Genomic DNA, 16,939 nt, shown 5'->3' on the forward strand with positions numbered 1-16,939 from the left:
CCCTGAGGGGTGAGCCCTCCCGCACCCAGGAGGAAAGTCAGAGGAGTCGGATGGCGTCCCAGTGCCAGGCGGCGTTGGCGGGCACGGTCAGGCTGCCGGTGAAGGCCCCGAACCCGCCACCGCTGTTCGCCAGCGCGGTGTGCATGGTGATCGACCCATCGGCCTGGTAGTACATGGCGGCGACATCGGTGCGGCCGTCACCGTTGTGGTCACCGGTGATCGTCTTGAACGAGTTCCACTTCCACGAGTTCGCCGGGAGCTTGTAGCTGCCGGTGAAGGTGCCGAACCCGCCGCTGGCGTTGCCCAGCGAGGTGAACAACTCGATCGACTCGTCGTTGTAGCGGTAGAGCATCCCGGCGTCGTCACGACCGTCACCGTTGAAGTCACCCGTGGTCAGGCGGATCGCGTCCCACTTCCAGGACGCGCTCGCCGGGACGGTCAGGCTGCCGGTGAACGCTGCGAACCCACCGCTGGCGTTGGCCAGGGCGGTGTGCATGGTGATCGACCCGTCCGCCTGGTAGTACATCGCCGCCAGATCAGAACGACCATCACCGTTGTAGTCGCCCGCGATGGTCCGGAACGAGTTCCACTTCCACGAGTTCGCGGGGAGCTTGTAGCTGCCGGTGAACGTGCCGAACCCGCCACTGGTGTTCCCCAGCGACGTGAACAACTCGATCGAGCCATCCCGGTAGCCGTACAACATCGCCGCATCGTCGCGACCGTCACCGTTGAAGTCACCACTGGTCAACCGGATCGCGTCCCACTTCCACGCCGCGCTCGCCGGCACCGTCAGACTCCCGGTGAACGCACCGAACCCGCCACCGCTGTTCGCCAACGCGGTGTGCATCGTGATCGACCCGTCCGCCTGGTAATACATCGCCCCCAGATCCGAACGGCCATCACCGTTGAAATCACCCACGATCGTCCGGAACGAATCCCACTTCCACGAATTCGCCGGCAGCTTGTAACTGCCGAAGTACGCCCCGAACCCACCACTGGCATTGGCCAACGACGTGAACAACTCGATCGAGTCGTCCCTGTAGTGGTAGAGCATCGCGGCGTCGTCGCGCCCGTCACCGTTGAAGTCCCCCGACAACTGCACCACGTTCGGATCCGCGACCGGAGTCGGCTCCGGCTCGGGCGTCGGGTCGGCCTCGATGTTGACCCGCCGGATTGGTTGGTAGCTGGTCAGATCGCTCCAGCTGTTGAATCCCCTGGCGTCCTTATTGGTGAGAGCGTAAGGGTTTTGCACCGTCTCACCGGAGTTGTTGAACGAGTAGACGTAAGCGCCCTTGCGGTGATCGCTCTTGTCCCTCCAAAACGCGAAAAGCTCCATATGGCCGGTGCGAACCATGGCGTCGCCAGGCTGGAAGTCGTCCCAATTGCTGAACTTCGTCCACATGGGGTTACTGCCCTGAAAGGCTTGGGTGTTGTAATCCGTGGACAGATGCCAGGCCATCGAGACGAGGCCGGAGCAGTCCCGTCGGTAACTGTGAGCGCCTTCGGCGTCACTGACCTTCGCATCCGTGTTGTACGTGATGCCACGATCGACCCAGTTCTGGGCGCGGTCCAGCATCTCGGTTCGGGTCATGGGTCCGTTGATCGACGATGCCTCGGCGGGCGAGACGGCGAGCAGGCCACTCGCACCGACGACCGCCACACTCAGCGCCACGCCGGCAACCAGCCGGGTCAGATGCCGCAATTGTGAGCGTGCTGCGAAGACTCGCATAGCAGATGTCCTCCTGATGAATAGTGTTTTTCGGACCGGTAGCGGCTCTGACGAGCGGCTGGCATCACCTCGGGGGGCACTGATGACCACCGATGGCGGGCTAGAGTCGCTGGGAACCTTGCAAGATCACGAGGGCTGCCGAGACCCGGCGGCTCTCTTCGCGTCATCCGATGAAAATCGATACTCGCGGCTCCTATGGGGGAGAGGACGACTGTCGTGGGCTGCACGGGCCACACCCGTTGGCGGCGCACCAGATCGCTTGTGGCAAGACCTTCGCAGCCGGACCGGTAGCGAAGCTGAACGAATCCTTGACAGCCACATCTGCCCTCTTCACGGGCGATGTGGACAATCCAACGGGCGCGGGGGCGATGCCGTGGAACTTCGAATACTTGGCGAGTTACAGATCCAGGTGGCCGGCCGGCCGATCGAACTCGGCCCACTGAAGCAGCGCCTGGTGCTGGCGGCCCTGGCCGTCGACGTCGGTCGGGGCGTACCGGTCGAGGTGCTGATCGACCGGGTGTGGGATGGCTCGCCACCGGCGGACGCCCGAGGGGTGCTCTACACCTACATCACCCGGATCCGCCGGCTGCTCGCCGCGGCCGCGCTCGTGGAGGGCGTCAGCCCGATCACGCTGGCGCGGCGACCGGGCGGATACCAGTTGGAGGCCGCGGACGACCGGGTGGACCTGCGGCAGCTGCGGACTCTCAGCGAGCAGGTCCAGCAACTCGACGCGGATGACCCGCGACGGGCGCAACTGCTCCGTCAGGCGGTCGAATTGTGGCGCGGCGACCCACTGGACGGTCTGCCCGGCGACTGGGCCGCCCGGGTCCGAGAACGGCTACGTCAGCAGGCGCTCGGCACGCTGTTGGAGTGGGCGGAGAGCGAGTTGCGCCAGGGCCGCCCCGGGCCGGTAGCCGATCGACTCAGCCAGGCGTTGGAACGCGACCCACTCACGGAACCCCTCGTGCTGCACCTGATGCGCGCGCTGCACCTCAGCGGGCGGCGCGCCGAGGCGCTGGACCAGTACGCCCGTACCCGCAGCCTGCTCGCCGACGAGTTGGGCGTCGACCCGGGCAGCGAGCTGCAACTCCTGCACCAACGCATCCTGCGCGACGAGTCGGTACGGCGGCCGGTGGCCGTGCTCGAACCGACGCCGCCGCCCGCCGTGACGCCGTCACAGCCGGTCGAGGCGACCGAGCCGGACGAGCAGGACCAACCTGACGACATACCGCACGCCGGGCGGGCGGGCCGTGGCTGCCAGCTACCGCCCCCGTTGCCGGACCACACCGGATGCGAGGCGGAGATCGAGCAGGCGCTGACCGCCCTGGCCCAGCCGCAGCAGACGCTCACCGCACGGCCACCGCTGATCTTGTCCGGGCCGGGCGGCGTCGGCAAGACCTCGCTCAGCGTCCGACTCGCCCACCTGCTGCGCGCCAGCTACCCGGACGGGCAGATCTTCGTGGGGCTCGACGGCCGGCGCAGCGACCCGGTCAGCGTCCTCAATCAGGTCCTGCGCGCCCTGGGCGTGTCGAACGTCCAGCAACTGCGCAGCACCGAGGAGAAGCTGGGCGAGTACCGCTCGACCATCAGCGGACGACGGATCCTGATCGTCCTCGACGCGGCCGTCAGCGCCGAGGAGGTCCGTCCGCTGATCCCGGGCGACTCGGGCTGCGCCCTGATCGCCACCAGCCGGGCCCGGCTGACCACTGTTCCCGGCGCGCACCATGTCGAGCTCACGATGTTCACCCCCGAGCAGTCACTGGCCCTGCTAGGGCAGATCATCGGCGCGGACCGGATCGCTCGCGAGCCGGAGGCGGCCGAGACGCTGGTCGAGCTGTGCGCCGGCCTGCCGCTCGCCCTGCGCATCGTCGGCGCGCGGCTGACCGCCCGACCACACCAGCGGATAGCCCGTCTCGCCGACCGGCTGCGCAACGAGCGCTACCGGCTCGACGAGATGACCGCCGACGGTCTGGCGGTCCGGCTCAGCGTGGCGGTCAGCTACCACGGCCTGGACCCGGCCGCGCGGCGGGTCTTCCGCCTGCTCGGCTTCATGGGAGCGCCCACCTTCGCCGAGTGGCTGGGCGCGGCACTGCTGGGCGAGCCGGTGGACGTCACCGAGGAGCTTCTGGACCTGTTGGTCGACGCCCGGCTGATCGAGGTGGTCCCGGACCCGGTGCACCGCACGCTGCGCTACCGGATGCACGATCTGGTTCGGCTGTACGCGTACGAGCGTGCCGTCGAGGAGGACAGCACAGCCGAACTGCACACCGCCGTGGCCCGGGTGTTGACCGCGGCAACCGGGCTCAGCGAGCGCCTCGGCGAGCGGCTTCCGCACGCGGTGCCGCCGCTGTACCGGCAACCGCCGATGCCGGTCAGCCTCCAGTCCTGTGTGCTGGCAGCGGATCACCTGCGGCCGGGCTGGCTCGACGCCGAGGGCGCGTGCCTGGTCGCGGCGGTGGAGCGTGCGGCCGAACTCGACATGGACGCCGCCGCCTGCGCGTTGGCCGACGCGCTGGTCTTCGCCTCGTTCGCGGTCCGCAACGACTTCGTGAGCTGGGACCGTACCCACGCGGCGGCGATCGGCGTCGCCCGCCGCACCGGCAACCGGGTCGCGCAGGCCGTCATCGAGTGTGGCATCGGGCTGCTCCGCTACAAGGAGGACCGGTTCGCCGAGGCGGAGCGCTACTTTCCCGCCGCGGTCACGCTCTTCGACGAGGCCGGTCACCAGGCGGGGGCCGCTGCCGCGCGCAACGGTCTCGGCACGGTGCTGCGCGAGGTGGGACGGCACCACGAGGCGATCCCGCTGCTGGAGGCGGCCGCCGAGACGCTGGCCCGGCTCGGCGACGAGAACGGCGCCGCGCACGCCCGCTACGGTCTGGGGCACTGTCACCGCGAGTTGGGTGACGACACGGCGGCCACCACGCGGCTCGGCGAGGCGATCAGCGGGTACCGCACGCTCGGCCACTGGCGTGGCGAGGCGATCGCCACGCGCGCCATCGGCCTGGTGCACCGGGCGCGCGGCGAGCTGGACGAGGCGGAGGCGTGGTGCACTCGCGCACATGCGCTGATCGTGGAGCATCAGGACGAGCACATCACCTGCTACACGTCGCAGGCGCTGGCCAAGATCTGGCTGCGCCAGGGGAAAATCGACCGGGCCCGGGGGCCTCTCGAACGCTCGTTGGCCACCTGCCGGCGGCTGCACGACCGGCTGGGCGTGGCCCTCGTTCAGCGCACCATCGGTGAGCTGCACCTCGCCGCCGGCCAGCTCGACGACGCGGCCCGCGTGCTGGAGCTGGCGTACGACGGATGGCAGGCGCTCGGGCACGACCTGGGCCGAGCGCGGACCCTGCGGGACATCGGGCTGGTCCGGGCGGCGGGCGGCGACCTGCCGGCGGCCCACACCGCCTGGACGGACGCCCTGGCCGTGTTCACCCGGCTGGGCACCCGGGAGGCCGCCGAGGCTCCGGGCTGGCACCGGGCGTGCGGCCCCGGCTGTGGCTTCGACTGTGCCGGATCGACCGCCGCCGGCTCCCTGGCCGTGTCGGCCGCCTGAGGGCCCTCCCCGCCTGCGGATTCAAGGTTTGGTTCAGCTTCGGCAGAGGCACGACTCCTACCGTCGTCGGCGGGTCCGGAAGGCGAATCCGGCCCGACCGACGAGGCAGGGAGTCAGCTGTGCGAACTCGAGGCAGTGACGTGGCATTGACGTTGGCGATGGTCCTGACGTGTGCGGTGGCGGGCTGCTCCCAACCCGCGCCGCGCTCGGTCGGCGCGCCCGCCGCCAGTTCGCCCGGGTCCACCCCGTCCGCGGCGCCCCCGACCGGCGGACCGTCTCCCTCCATCGACGCCCCGCAGACCGCGAGCGCCGCGCCAGGCCGGGCCAACGGTGGTGGGTCCGCCGCCGGTGACGGGTCAGCGCCACCCACCGCCGGCGCCGAATCACCAGCGGTGGGTGGCGGCGCGCCGGATCGGCCAATCGACACCGACGCCAGCTGTACGCCCAGCACGCTGCTGGCGGCCAGCCAGGCGCTGTTGGACGGCGCACAGATCGCCCGGGTCGAGATCTTCGCCTGTCGGAATTCCTATGCGCGGCTGACCGCCGTACCGGCCGGGGCGCCGGACACTCTCCCGGAACCGCAGATCTTCCTCCAGCGGTCGGGAACGCAGTGGCAGCTCGCCGGGCGGGCGGCGGCGAACATCGACTGTGGGGACGGCGGCCTGACGCCGGACATCAGCACAGCATGCGGTGCACTCGCCCGCTGACGTCCGGCAGGTCCCGCCGCCCGCGTCGACGCACACACGCCGGATCAGAGCGCCTCGCTGTCGTCGGAGAGCGTCGGGCCGGCGGCGGCGGGCACCAGGTGTCGGACCTCCGGTTCCCCGTCGGTCAGCTCCCGGGCCCGTTGCTCGGCCGCGCGGTCCTCACCTGTCAACCGGCCGCCGTGCTGGCGCAGGTGCTCGTCCCAGGACGGCACCAGGTACACCTCGACGAACCGGTCCACCGTTTCGGCCGGGCGGAACAGCCCCCAGCGCATCGCGCCGGTCCGTTGCCGCGCGCCACGCACCAGGTCCATCGCCGCCAGGAACTGCTGGGTCCGCTCCGGTCGGACGGTGTACTGCACCGTCACCAGCACCGGCCCCACCCACGGGTCCGGTTCGTGGGCCAGATGCAGTTGCGGCCAGTAGGCCGCCGGTTCGCGGTCCACCGACCGCAGGTTCGGCAGCGGCCAGATCCGACTCGTCACGGTGCCGACCAGCATCAGTGCCGCCGCCACGAGGTAGGCGGACAACAGCCCGGCCATGTCGGCCAGCAGCCCCCAGATGAGCGCGCCGGCCGCCTGCCCACCGGCGAAGCAGACCTGGTAGACGGCCAGGCCCCGAGCCCGTACCCAGCTGGGCAGGAAGATCTGCATCTCGGCGTTGACGTTGGCCAGTACCGTCACCCAGGCCATCCCGGCGGGCAGCAGGGCGAGCAGCACCAACGGCACCGCCCGCACGGTGCCGACCACGGTCAGCGCCACGGTGAACAACGCTCCGGCGATGAGCAGAAGCTGGTTGGCCGACAGACGGTTGCGGATCACGGCCAGCAGCACACCACCCGCGATCGCACCGATTCCGAGGGCGGCCAACAGCACCCCGTACCCGCCGGAGCCCAGCCCCAGCCGGCGGCTGGCCACCAACGGCAGCAACGCCCACAGCGCGCTGGCCGGAACCACGAAGACCAACGCACGGCGCAACAGCCGGCGGACTGTCGGCGAGTGGCGTACGTAGCGGCTGCCGGCCCGCAGCGCGGCGGTGAACCGCTCGGGCACCTCGACCGCGCGGGCGTTGCCGGGCCGCCAGCGCCACAGCGCGTACGCGAAGATCCCGAAGGCGACCGCGTTGATGCCGAAGACCGGGGCGACGCCGGTACGGGCGATCAGCACGCCGGCCACCGCGGGTCCGACCGCCCTCGCCACGTTCACGCTTATCGACCCGAGCGCGGACGCCGACCGGAGTTGGTCCTGCGGCACCAGCTCCGGGATCACCGCCGCCCAGGCCGGCAGGGTCAGCGCCTGCCCGACACCGAACGCGAAGGTGAGGGTGAGCAGCAGCGCGGGCGGCATCCGGTCGGTCACTGTGAGCAGCGTCAACGCGACCGCCACCGCCACCAGGAACAGCTGCACGGCGATCAGCAGGTGCCGGCGGTCGAAGCTGTCGGCCAGCACCCCGGCGGGCAACGCCAGCAGCAGCACCGGCAGCAGACTGGCGGTCTGCACCAACGCGACGAGGGTGGCGGCGTTGGAGTGGTTGATCAGCAGCCACTGCGCGCCGACGGTCTGCATCCAGGTGCCGATGTTGGCGGCGAGCAGGGCCAGCCACAGGTTGCGGTAGACCGCCGTCCGCAGCGGCGCCCAGGCCGAGGCCGGACGGTCGGCGGGTCCGGCTGCGGCAGTCACCACCGCCCGTCCGCGCGCAGCACGCGCTCACCGGAGACGTAGAGGTCGTCGGGTTCGAGCAGCAGCAACCGGACGACCTCGGTGGCGACCTGTTCGGGCATGGCGTACACCTCGTCCAGGAACTCGGCACCCACCCGTTCCTGTAGCCGCGTCGGCATCGGCCCGGGGTGCAGCTGCATCACCTTGACCCGGTTGCTGTGCTGGGCCTCGGCCAGCGAATCGACAAGGCTGTTGCCGTAGCTCTTGGTGGCCCGGTAGACGGGGATGCCGGGCCGGGGCGCCGCCAGCGCCAGCGCGCCGATGTAGACGACGTTGCCGTGGCCCTGCCGGTGCAGGTGCTGCACCGCCTCCCGCAGCAGGTACGTGATGCCCAGAACGTTGATCTCCACGGCCCGGCGGATGTGTTCCACCGACAGGTCTCCCAGGTCGCCGCCCGCCCACATGGAGGCGCAGGCCGCCACCCCGTCGATCGTGCCGTAGCGCTCGACCACTTCGGCAAGCCCGTCGCGGACCTGCTCGTAGGAGGAGATGTCGCAGACGGCGCCGTCGCAACCCAGCTCGTCGGTCGCGGCGGCGACCTCGGCCGGCACGTTGCCGAACACCACGACCTGATGCTCGTTGACGAGCAGTCGGGCCACCGCGAGGCCGAGACCGCTGGTCCCGCCGACCACCACGAAGGTTCTGGCACCCATGTCTCTCCAGCCGCCGGCACAGGTCACGCGGGCCGCGCGACGGCGCGTTCTTCCCGTTTCCGGGCCCCGTACACCCGTCCGCCGGTAGTGCTGGGCATACCCCGAAGAGTGGATCTGGACGGCTGGGGCACCCGGTCGCTCCCGATTAGCGTCTGCTGCATGACCACGGAACACCCTTCGCACCTGGCCGAGGCGCTACGCCGCCGCCGCTGGCTGATCTCCGCGTGGCCCTGGCGCGCGCTGGCCTACCTGGTGACCACCGTGCCGATCGCCGGTGTCCTCGGTGTCGGGCTGCTGGTCATCGGCGCGCCCCTGCTGGCCGCTGTCAACGGGCTCCGACAGCACGGCCGACCGCCGAGCATCGCGCTGATGCTGTTCCTGGCGACCGGCAGCCTCACCCTGTTGGCGTTGGCACCGCTCGTGAGCTTCCCGGTGGCCGTCGTCGAGCGGTGGCGGGTGGGGCTCGTCGACGGTCGTCCGCTGGCCTCGTCGCCGTGGCCGGGCCTGGTCGCGCGCTACCGCAGCGCCGCGACCTGGCGGGAGGTGGCGTACCTGTTCTGGCTGGGCGGGTTCACGCCGGTCGCGTACTGGGTGTTCCTGGTCCTGGTGCTGCTCGACCTCGGAATGATCTCCAGCCCCTGGCTGGCCGGCGACGCCAACCAGCCGGTGGTGATCTGGCAGCCGATCGACAGCGTCGGCGAAGCCATTCCGTACGCCATCGTGGGGGTGTTGCTGATCCCGGTGCTCTGGTACGCCATCGGTCTGCTCGCCGCCGTCCAGGCAGCTGTGGCCCGGTGGTTGCTGGCCCACCCGGTGGACGCGGCGGCGTTGCGCGAGGTCACCCGTTCCCGCACCCGACTGGTCGGCGCGTACGAGGCCGAACGCCGCCGCATCGAGCGCGACCTGCACGACGGCGCACAGCCCCGGCTCACCAGCCTCACCCTCCAGCTGGGGCTGGCCCGGCTGGACGTACCCGAGGACTCCCCGGCCTCCCGACCACTCGCCGTGGCGCACGACCAGGCCCGGGGTCTGATGGTGATGCTGCGGCAACTGGTGCACGGCATCCGCCCGCAGAGCCTCACCGACCTCGGGCTGGCCGGCGCCGTACGCGAGCTGGCCGACGCCGCCACCATCCCGGTCGTCGTGCACGCCGACCTGCACGACGAGCTGCCGGAGATCGTGGAGACCACCGCCTACTTCGTGGTCTCCGAGGCGCTGGGCAACGTGGCCCGGCACGCCCGGGCGACCCGCGCCGACGTACGCCTCACCCGGTCCGGCGGCGACCTCGTCATCGAGGTGACCGACGACGGTCACGGCGGCGCCGACCCGGCCCGGGGCACCGGGCTGACCGGGCTCGCCGACCGGGTCGCCGCCGTGGACGGCCGGCTGCTGCTGTCCAGCCCGCCCGGCGGGCCTACAGTGGTCCGGGTGGAGCTGCCATGTCGTCGGTGACCCGGGTGGTGCTCGCCGAGGACGAGGTGCTGCTGCGTGAGGGTCTGGTCGCCCTGCTGACCCGCTTCGACTTCACTGTGTGCGCGGCCGTCGGCTCCGCACCGGACCTGCTGGCTGCGGCCCGCGACCACCGACCGGACCTGGTGCTGACCGACATCCGGATGCCGCCGGGCCGCCGCGACGACGGGCTGCGCGCGGCCGTCACGCTTCGCACCGAGCGACCTGACCTCCCGGTCGTGGTGCTCAGCCAGTACGTGCAGACCGGGTACGCGGCGGCGCTACTGGACAGTGGCGACGGCCAACGCGTCGGCTACCTGCTCAAGGACCGGGTCGCCGAGGTCACCGAGTTCGTCGACACGCTGCGCCGGGTCGCCGGGGGCGGCACCGCCATCGACCCGGACGTGGTCCGGCAACTTCTGCACCGCCCCCGCGACCCGCTCGCCGCACTGTCCGCCCGGGAACGCGAGGTGTTGGCACTGCTCGCCGAGGGGCGGTCCAACGCGTCGATCGCCGGCCGGTTGCACGTCAGCGAGGCGGCGGTCGGCAAGCACGTCGGCAACATCCTGCTGAAGCTCGACCTGCCCCCCAGCGACGACACCAACCGTCGGGTGCTCGCGGTCCTCACCTACCTGCGCGTCGACCCGGTGAGCTGACGGGCCGAGATCGGGCCCGACCGCCCCCGGCGTAGATTCTTCTCAGCGGTACCGGGCCAGGTCAGGGCGCGGACCAGGGAGACGGGGGCACGGCATGGCGAAGGCGCTGCGGGTTGGTCTGCTGGGGTACGGGCTGGCGGGCCGGGTGTTCCACGCGCCGCTGATCGCCGCGACTCCCGGGCTGCGGCTCGACGCCATCGTGACCCGTGATCCGCAGCGACGCGAGCAGGCGCGACAGCACTTCCCGGACGCCCGCCTGGTCGACGACGCCGACGAGCTGTGGCGTACCCCGGACGCCCTGGACCTGGTCGTGGTGGCGACGCCGAACCGGCAGCACGTGCCGGTGGCGCGCGCGGCGCTCGCCGCCGGCCTGCCGGTCGTCGTCGACAAGCCCCTCTCCCCGACTGCCGCGGAGGGCCGCGCGCTGATCGACGAGGCGACCGAGCGTGGGGTGCCGCTGACGGTCTTCCAGAACCGGCGCTGGGACGGCGACTTCCTGACCGTGGGCCGCCTGGTCGAGCAGGGCGAGTTGGGGCAGGTGCTGCGCTTCGAGTCCCGGTTCGAGCGGTTCCGTCCGACGATCAAGCCGGGCTGGCGGGAGCTCGCCGGTCCGGAGGAGGCCGGCGGCGCGCTCTTCGACCTCGGCGCCCACCTCGTCGACCAGGCGGTGCAGCTGTTCGGCCGGGTCGAGCGGGTCTACGCGGAGGTGGACCGTCGCCGCGCGGGCGCGGCCGTCGACGACGACGCCTTCGTGGCGTTGACCCACGCCAACGGGGTGCACTCGCACCTGTGGATGGGCGCGGTGACCGCTCAACTCGGGCCGCGCCTGCGGGTGTTGGGCGACCGGGCCGGCTACACCAGCTACGGGCTGGACGTGCAGGAGGCGGCGCTGCACGACGGTGGCCGACCGGACCAGCCGGGCTGGGGCGAGGTCCCGTCGGACCGCTACGGCCTGCTCGGCGTCGACGGTGACCTGCGGCCGGTGCCGACCGAACCGGGCGCGTACCAGAGCTTCTACGCCCAGGTGGCGGCTGCGCTGCGCGACGGCGCGCCGATGCCGGTGGACCCCCGGGACTCCGTCCACACTGTCGAGTTGATCGAGCTGGCGCACCGGTCGGCGGCCGAGGGCGTGGTGCTGCCGGTCCCGACCGCCTGACCGGTTCGCACGTCCCGCCACCCGGGCTCCTGGCGCGTACGCGAAAACCAGTGGAGCGGCGCCGCCGTGCGCCGTTACCGTGCTGCGCAACCAGGTCGTCTAGGCAAGGACGTGCCGTTGTACACCCTGTGAGACCTCCCGAGAGCTGATTTGTCGCGCGTCGCGCCTGTGCGCCGCGCTCCTTTTTGCTGCGGACTTCTCACTGAGACCGGTGTACTTCTGTGCTCAAAAACTGGGCCGTCGTGCCCACCTGCCTGCCCATCATTCGCCGCCGTTGCCACGCGTGCCCGTCCCAACGCCTCCGGGCGAGCGGCAAGTTCCGTGTCAACGCCAACCACAAGCTCCTCGACGTCTGGCTGCTCGCGCTCTGCACCGCCTGCGGGGAGACGGCCAAGCTCACCGTCCTGGAACGGATGACGGTGCGCGCCATCCCACCCGAACTGCTGGACCGGCTCCATGCCAACGACCCGGGCCTGACCGCCGAACTGCTTCAGGATCCGGCCGTCCAGCACCAAACCCGATTCGCCCTGGACTGGACCGACGCCTGGCGTCTCGACACCGGCGGATCGGATCACCTGGACCTCGACGTGATCGACGTCGCGGTCCGCAACGCGGCACGGATCCCGGTCCGGCCGTCCCGACTGATCGCGGAGGGTTGCGGTGTGTCGCGGGGCGAGGTCGATCGTCTGATCGCGGAGGGGAAGATCGTTTCGGCGTTCCGGTTGAGCGGCAAGCTCTCCGGGGACTTCACCTTCACGCTGAAGCGCTGACCCTCTTCGCCGACTGCGGGCCTGTCCGGTTCGATCCGCCGGACAGGCCCGCAATCGGGCCACCCCTTTCGGGAGGACGCGGGACTGCGGAAGCAACTATCGAAGGCGGAGCATCAATCGGGGCTGTCTTCGGAGCTAGCCTCGTCCGGTGCACGGGCGTCGTCGTCGGTCAGCGCGTCGTCCGACGAGGTGCCGAGGTTGGCGAGCCGACGCTCGGCCTCTCGGACCTCCTCGTCGATCCTGGGGTTCTCCTCGTCGGGACCCTGCGACATGGGCGACCTCCATCGGGCGCGACCGGCAGCCCTTCGGATACCCGACTTGAGGGCGGGGACACGGAGACCCTCCGCCATCTCTTGATCAAGTGATGACAAGTAGCTCAATCCGCTCCCCGGGACCTACTTTTCATCACTTGATCACTTGATGAGGAGTAGTGGCCCGCGGGCAGGCGGCTGCTTTGAGTGCCGAGAACAAACCGCTGCCCGCAATTGGACTGGGCGCTGGCGCTTCTGGCAGATGTTGCTTCCGTCATGCTGCAGAAGGGATGACCTGCGAGCTGACCTCAGCCGAGTTGGTGAGTGGTTACCGAGCGCCGGGCCGGTCGGCGGGCGCGCCGGGCTGGAGCCCGGGAGCGTTGCCGACCCGGCCCGGTGCCGGATCAGCGCTGCTTTAGCTCGCGCCAGGATGGGTGGGTGCCGCGCCAGGCGTCGGCGAGGATGGCCGCCGAGGCCCGGCTTGGGCACTGCTGCACCCGCTCACGACCCGACGCCCCACCGATCTGGGCGCGGACCTCCCAACCCTGCCCGTCAGTACGGATGTACACGTCCCGGCGCCCGCGCGGGGTCGTGTCTCCGTTCCACCAGTGCTCCTCCACCTTCATTCGCCGACCGTATAGCAATTCCCGCGCCGAGGGTACGGCGCAGGTATGCCCGGACCGGGGCAAGGGTGACAATCCAGACGCATTTCGGGCCAACCGTTGACGGTTCGCAACCATAACGGGCGGTTCTCCCGCTCCTGACTTGCGAATCAGGAACCCCGCCCCACTCTGCACCCTCCCCGCAACTCCCACTCCCAACCTTTGCTGATCAAGAGGTTCGCGTCATGAATCGCGTTCCCGGTGACGCAAACCTCTTGATCAACACGAGGGGACACGAGGAGGTTGGGGCGGGGTGGTCAGGTTTGGGTTGTCAGAAGGTAGTCGTCGGCTTCGGGGCTCCAGCGCAGGTCCAGCACGCCGGCGGTGGCGGCGGCCTTGCAGAACTGCAGGAAGCTGCGGTAGCCGAGCTTCTTCTCGCTGAAGTCGGGGCGGGCCCGGCGTACCTGGTTCTTCAACCCGGACAACGCCACCGGGTTCCCGCCGCTACCCAGGTCCGCCACGACGCCCCGGAGCAGGCCGAACGCCACCTCGCGGTCGCCGTGCTCGGGCAGCGAGACCTCGGGGTCACCCTTCGCCGGGCCCTCGCCCAGCTCGATCACGTTGCGCTCGGCGAGGTGGCGCAGCAGTTCGCCGAAGGTGCGGAAGCCGTAGTCGGACTCGCTGAACGTGGGGTCCTTGCGCAGCAGGGTGCGCTTGAGCCGGGAGGCGGTGACGTCACCGTTGGCGCTGCCCTGCAACCCGGCGACCGACTGGGCGACGAGCACGGCGAGGGCGTCCACGTCCCGATCGGGCTCCGCGTCCTGCGGTCGGCGGTCCTGCTCCTGCTCCGGCTCGGGTGGGCGTTGCTCCGCGCCGGCCTGCCGCGTGGTGGGACGAGCGCGCCGGCCGCGGGCCGGCGGGATGTCCACGCCCTCCAAGCGGTCGTAGTACAGGAACTCGTCGCACGCCGGGGGAAGTAGCCCCGAGGTGGACCCCTCGACCCCGACGCCGATGACCCGCTTGTTCAGCTCGCGCAGCTTGTGCACCAGCGGGGTGAAGTCGCTGTCACCACTACAGATCACGAAGGTGGAGATGTAGTCGCGCTCGAACGCCAACTCGATCGCGTCGACGGCCATCTTGATGTCCGCGGCGTTCTTACGGGACGCGCCCATCCGCTGCGGGATCTCGATCAGCTCGACGTGGGACCGGGTGAGCATCCGACGGTCCTCGTCGAAGTAGGACCAGTCGGCGTACGCCCGGCGGACCACCACCCGACCTCGTTCGGCCAGCGCATCGGCGATGGGCCGGAAGTCGAAGGCCGCGCCGCCGCGATGGTCGCGCGCGCCCAACGCGAGGTTCTCGTAGTCGAGGAAGAGGGCAATCCGGTCTTCTTGATCCACGCGGATCAGCCTACGCCGGGCGTGAGCTGGTCGGGGCGGACGACGCGCGACACCTCAACTCGACGACCGTCCATTTCTTGCGGCCTGATAGTCGTTAATTTTCGTTGTTCGATAGGTGTCTTGCAGCGCCCTGTCCGGTGCTGCATCATGACGATCAATGTCGGGCGTCGGGGGAACGCCGGGCGGACCTCCACCACCACCCATTCAGGAGGGTCACCGATGTTTCGCAGCCTCACGCCGGCGCGGGGACGCCCCGGCCGGCCCAGCGGCACCGCCGTCGCGCTCGCGGCCGGTCTCGCCGTGCTGGTCGCCGGGCCCACCGCGGCCGCCGCCAGTCCACCCGCGTCCGCCGGCGCGCAGCCGGTGGTCACCCGGGCCGCCCTCGATCCGGCGCTGGTCGCCGGACGCGGCGCGGACGTCGACTTTCTCGAGCAGGAAGCGGAGAACGCCCGCACCAACGGCGAGATCATCGGGCCCGACCGGACCGCCTACACGTTGCCCGCGGAGGCTTCCGGCCGCCGGGCGGTCCGGCTCACCCCCGGGGAGTACGTGGAGTTCGTCCTGCCCAGCGCGGCGAACGGGATCACCGTGCGGTACAGCATCCCGGACGCGCCGCAGGGTGGCGGGATCACCGCACCGCTGCGGGTCGCCGTCAACGGCAAGCACCTGCGCACCATGACGCTCACGTCGCAGTACTCGTGGCTCTACAACCAGTACCCGTTCACCAACGACCCGCAGGCCGGTCTGCTGCACCCGGACTGGTGGATCACCGAATGCCAGTGCGTGCCGTCGGCCACCACGCCGTACCCGAGCATCGACAAGCCGTTCCGGCCCACCCACTTCTACGACGAGCAGCGGCTGCTGCTCGGACGTACCTACCGGGCCGGCGACACGGTCCGGCTCACCGCGCCGCCCGGTAGCGCCGCCGCCTGGACCGTCATCGACCTGCTCGACTCCGAGTTGGTCGCGCCGCCGCACGTCCGGCTGCTTGCCGCGAACGTACTCGCGTTCGGCGCCGACCCCACCGGCCGGCGGGATTCCGCCGACGCGCTGGACCGGGCCATCGCCTTCGCTCGGCGCGCCCACCTCAAGGTGTACATCCCGCCGGGCACCTACCAGGTCAACCGGCACATCATCGTCGACGACGTGACCATCGAGGGCGCCGGCAACTGGTACACCACCATCAAGGGCCGCGAGGTCGCCCTGCCGACGCCCGCGCCGGACGGCTCGGTGCACACCGGAGTCGGGTTCTACGGGCGGGACGCCGCCGACGGCGGGAGCCGTGACGTGCACCTCTCCGGCTTCGCCATCGAGGGCGACGTGCGGGAGCGCGTCGACACCGACCAGGTCAACGCGATCGGTGGGGCGATGAGCGACTCCACCATCGACGGGCTCTACCTGCACCACACCAAGGCGGGCCTGTGGTTCGACGGCCCGATGCGCAACGTCCGGGTCACCAACAACATCATCGTCGACCAGATCGCCGACGCGCTCAACTTCCACACCGGCGTGACCGACTCCCTCGTGTCGCACAACTTCGTCCGCAACACCGGCGACGACGGCCTGGCGATGTGGTCGGAGAAGACGGCCAACGCACGGAACACCTTCGACCACAACACCGTCCAGTCACCGACACTGGCCAACGGCATCGCCATCTACGGCGGCACCGACACCACCGTCTCGCACAACCTGGTCGCCGACCCGGTACGCGAGGGCAGCGGCCTGCACGCCGGGGCCCGATTCGGCGCAGAGCCGTTCACCGGGCACCTGCGGTTCACCAACAACACCACCGCTCGCGCCGGCACGTACGAGCTGAACTGGAACATCGGGCTGGGCGCGATCTGGGTCTTCGCCCTGGATCGCAGCATCGAGGCACCCATCGAGGTGACCGGCGACGCGTACCTGGACAACACGTACAACGCGATCATGCTGGTCAGCGACTGGCCGGTGAAGGATCTCTACTCGATCTCCGATGCGCGCTTCCGGGACGTCCGGGTCGACGGCACCGGCACCTCGGTGGTCAGCGCCCGCGCGGCCGGGTCCGCCTCGTTCGCCAACGTGGACGCCCGCAACGTGGGCGCGGTCGGCGTCAACAACTGCGGATCGTTCCACTTCACCCCGGCCGGCTCGGAGTTCACACTGACCGACCTCGGCGGTAACGACGGCGGGTGGCTCGCTCCGTGGCTGCTGCCCAACACCATCACCTGCGACGACCGGCCGCCCGTGTCGCCGCCCCCGCCTCCGGCGCAGTGGTGACAGCGGTGGGCGGCCCGAGCGATCGGGCCGCCCACCGCGCAC

At 70.6% G+C, this 16,939-nt stretch carries 13 protein-coding genes; 7 read left to right on the forward strand and 6 right to left on the reverse strand.

What is annotated here, in order from left to right; genetic code table 11:
• Positions 1 to 37 precede the first annotated feature (37 nt).
• Positions 38 to 1,729 (reverse strand): FG-GAP repeat domain-containing protein, encoded by a 1,692-nt coding sequence (locus DLJ58_RS13170; RefSeq protein ID WP_124856237.1) that lies wholly within the window; start codon positions 1,727 to 1,729, stop codon positions 38 to 40.
• Between the two features lie 373 nt (positions 1,730 to 2,102).
• Between DLJ58_RS13170 and DLJ58_RS13175 the strand changes: the two genes are divergently transcribed.
• Positions 2,103 to 5,282: an AfsR/SARP family transcriptional regulator gene (locus tag DLJ58_RS13175; protein ID WP_158629583.1), complete on the forward strand. Its 3,180-nt coding sequence runs from the start codon at positions 2,103 to 2,105 to the stop codon at positions 5,280 to 5,282.
• A 140-nt stretch (positions 5,283 to 5,422) separates the two neighbouring features.
• On the forward strand, positions 5,423 to 5,989 hold the full coding sequence (locus tag DLJ58_RS13180; protein WP_124856241.1) for a hypothetical protein: 567 nt from the start codon (positions 5,423 to 5,425) through the stop codon (positions 5,987 to 5,989).
• A gap of 44 nt (positions 5,990 to 6,033) precedes the next feature.
• Here the strand turns inward: DLJ58_RS13180 and DLJ58_RS13185 are convergent, their stop codons facing one another.
• Together DLJ58_RS13185 and DLJ58_RS13190 are read right to left on the reverse strand one after the other, a co-directional pair.
• Positions 6,034 to 7,668: an MFS transporter gene (locus tag DLJ58_RS13185; protein ID WP_124856243.1), complete on the reverse strand. Its 1,635-nt coding sequence runs from the start codon at positions 7,666 to 7,668 to the stop codon at positions 6,034 to 6,036.
• A complete protein-coding gene (locus tag DLJ58_RS13190) occupies positions 7,662 to 8,357 on the reverse strand; it encodes an SDR family NAD(P)-dependent oxidoreductase (RefSeq protein WP_124856245.1) in 696 nt (231 codons plus the stop codon). The genes DLJ58_RS13185 and DLJ58_RS13190 overlap by 7 nt, the downstream gene beginning before the upstream one ends.
• 159 nt (positions 8,358 to 8,516) lie before the next feature.
• Between DLJ58_RS13190 and DLJ58_RS13195 the strand changes: the two genes are divergently transcribed.
• The 4 genes from DLJ58_RS13195 (at position 8,517) to DLJ58_RS13210 (ending at position 12,388) form a co-directional block, all read left to right on the forward strand.
• Positions 8,517 to 9,809 (forward strand): sensor histidine kinase, encoded by a 1,293-nt coding sequence (locus DLJ58_RS13195; protein ID WP_124856247.1) that lies wholly within the window; start codon positions 8,517 to 8,519, stop codon positions 9,807 to 9,809.
• Positions 9,797 to 10,462, forward strand: coding sequence for a response regulator transcription factor (locus DLJ58_RS13200; RefSeq protein WP_124856249.1), 666 nt, complete (start codon positions 9,797 to 9,799; stop codon positions 10,460 to 10,462). The genes DLJ58_RS13195 and DLJ58_RS13200 overlap by 13 nt, the downstream gene beginning before the upstream one ends.
• A gap of 94 nt (positions 10,463 to 10,556) precedes the next feature.
• The gene (locus tag DLJ58_RS13205; RefSeq protein ID WP_124856251.1) at positions 10,557 to 11,618 is read left to right on the forward strand and encodes a Gfo/Idh/MocA family oxidoreductase; all 1,062 of its coding nucleotides are present in this window, start codon (positions 10,557 to 10,559) and stop codon (positions 11,616 to 11,618) included.
• A 221-nt stretch (positions 11,619 to 11,839) separates the two neighbouring features.
• Positions 11,840 to 12,388 carry a DUF1062 domain-containing protein gene (locus DLJ58_RS13210; RefSeq protein WP_124856253.1) on the forward strand — a complete coding sequence of 183 codons (549 nt, stop codon included), beginning with the start codon at positions 11,840 to 11,842 and terminating at the stop codon, positions 12,386 to 12,388.
• Between the two features lie 113 nt (positions 12,389 to 12,501).
• Here the strand turns inward: DLJ58_RS13210 and DLJ58_RS33830 are convergent, their stop codons facing one another.
• The 3 genes from DLJ58_RS33830 to DLJ58_RS13220 all read right to left on the reverse strand — a co-directional run bounded on the left by DLJ58_RS33830 (position 12,502) and on the right by DLJ58_RS13220 (position 14,641).
• Entirely contained in the window at positions 12,502 to 12,660 is a 159-nt protein-coding gene (locus DLJ58_RS33830) for a hypothetical protein (protein ID WP_158629584.1), read from the reverse strand.
• A gap of 383 nt (positions 12,661 to 13,043) precedes the next feature.
• Entirely contained in the window at positions 13,044 to 13,265 is a 222-nt protein-coding gene (locus tag DLJ58_RS13215; protein ID WP_030335934.1) for a hypothetical protein, read from the reverse strand.
• Between the two features lie 293 nt (positions 13,266 to 13,558).
• Positions 13,559 to 14,641, reverse strand: coding sequence for a PIN domain-containing protein (locus tag DLJ58_RS13220; RefSeq protein ID WP_124856255.1), 1,083 nt, complete (start codon positions 14,639 to 14,641; stop codon positions 13,559 to 13,561).
• Between the two features lie 219 nt (positions 14,642 to 14,860).
• Between DLJ58_RS13220 and DLJ58_RS13225 the strand changes: the two genes are divergently transcribed.
• Positions 14,861 to 16,897 (forward strand): glycosyl hydrolase family 28-related protein, encoded by a 2,037-nt coding sequence (locus tag DLJ58_RS13225; protein ID WP_124856257.1) that lies wholly within the window; start codon positions 14,861 to 14,863, stop codon positions 16,895 to 16,897.
• Positions 16,898 to 16,939: the final 42 nt, after the last annotated feature.

Origin of the sequence: Micromonospora arida (genome assembly GCF_003857035.1) — a bacterium.
Classification (GTDB): domain Bacteria; phylum Actinomycetota; class Actinomycetes; order Mycobacteriales; family Micromonosporaceae; genus Micromonospora; species Micromonospora arida.

Excerpts from the sequence above, each read along its gene's own strand:
- DLJ58_RS13170 (WP_124856237.1), bottom strand. The coding sequence starts at position 1,729 with ATGCGAGTCTTCGCAGCACGCTCACAATTGCGGCATCTGACCCGGCTG.
- DLJ58_RS13190 (WP_124856245.1), bottom strand. The coding sequence starts at position 8,357 with ATGGGTGCCAGAACCTTCGTGGTGGTCGGCGGGACCAGCGGTCTCGGC.
- DLJ58_RS13195 (WP_124856247.1), top strand. The coding sequence starts at position 8,517 with ATGACCACGGAACACCCTTCGCACCTGGCCGAGGCGCTACGCCGCCGC.
- DLJ58_RS13200 (WP_124856249.1), top strand. The coding sequence starts at position 9,797 with ATGTCGTCGGTGACCCGGGTGGTGCTCGCCGAGGACGAGGTGCTGCTG.
- DLJ58_RS13205 (WP_124856251.1), top strand. The coding sequence starts at position 10,557 with ATGGCGAAGGCGCTGCGGGTTGGTCTGCTGGGGTACGGGCTGGCGGGC.
- DLJ58_RS33830 (WP_158629584.1), bottom strand. The coding sequence starts at position 12,660 with ATGTCGCAGGGTCCCGACGAGGAGAACCCCAGGATCGACGAGGAGGTC.
- DLJ58_RS13215 (WP_030335934.1), bottom strand. The coding sequence starts at position 13,265 with ATGAAGGTGGAGGAGCACTGGTGGAACGGAGACACGACCCCGCGCGGG.
- DLJ58_RS13225 (WP_124856257.1), top strand. The coding sequence starts at position 14,861 with ATGTTTCGCAGCCTCACGCCGGCGCGGGGACGCCCCGGCCGGCCCAGC.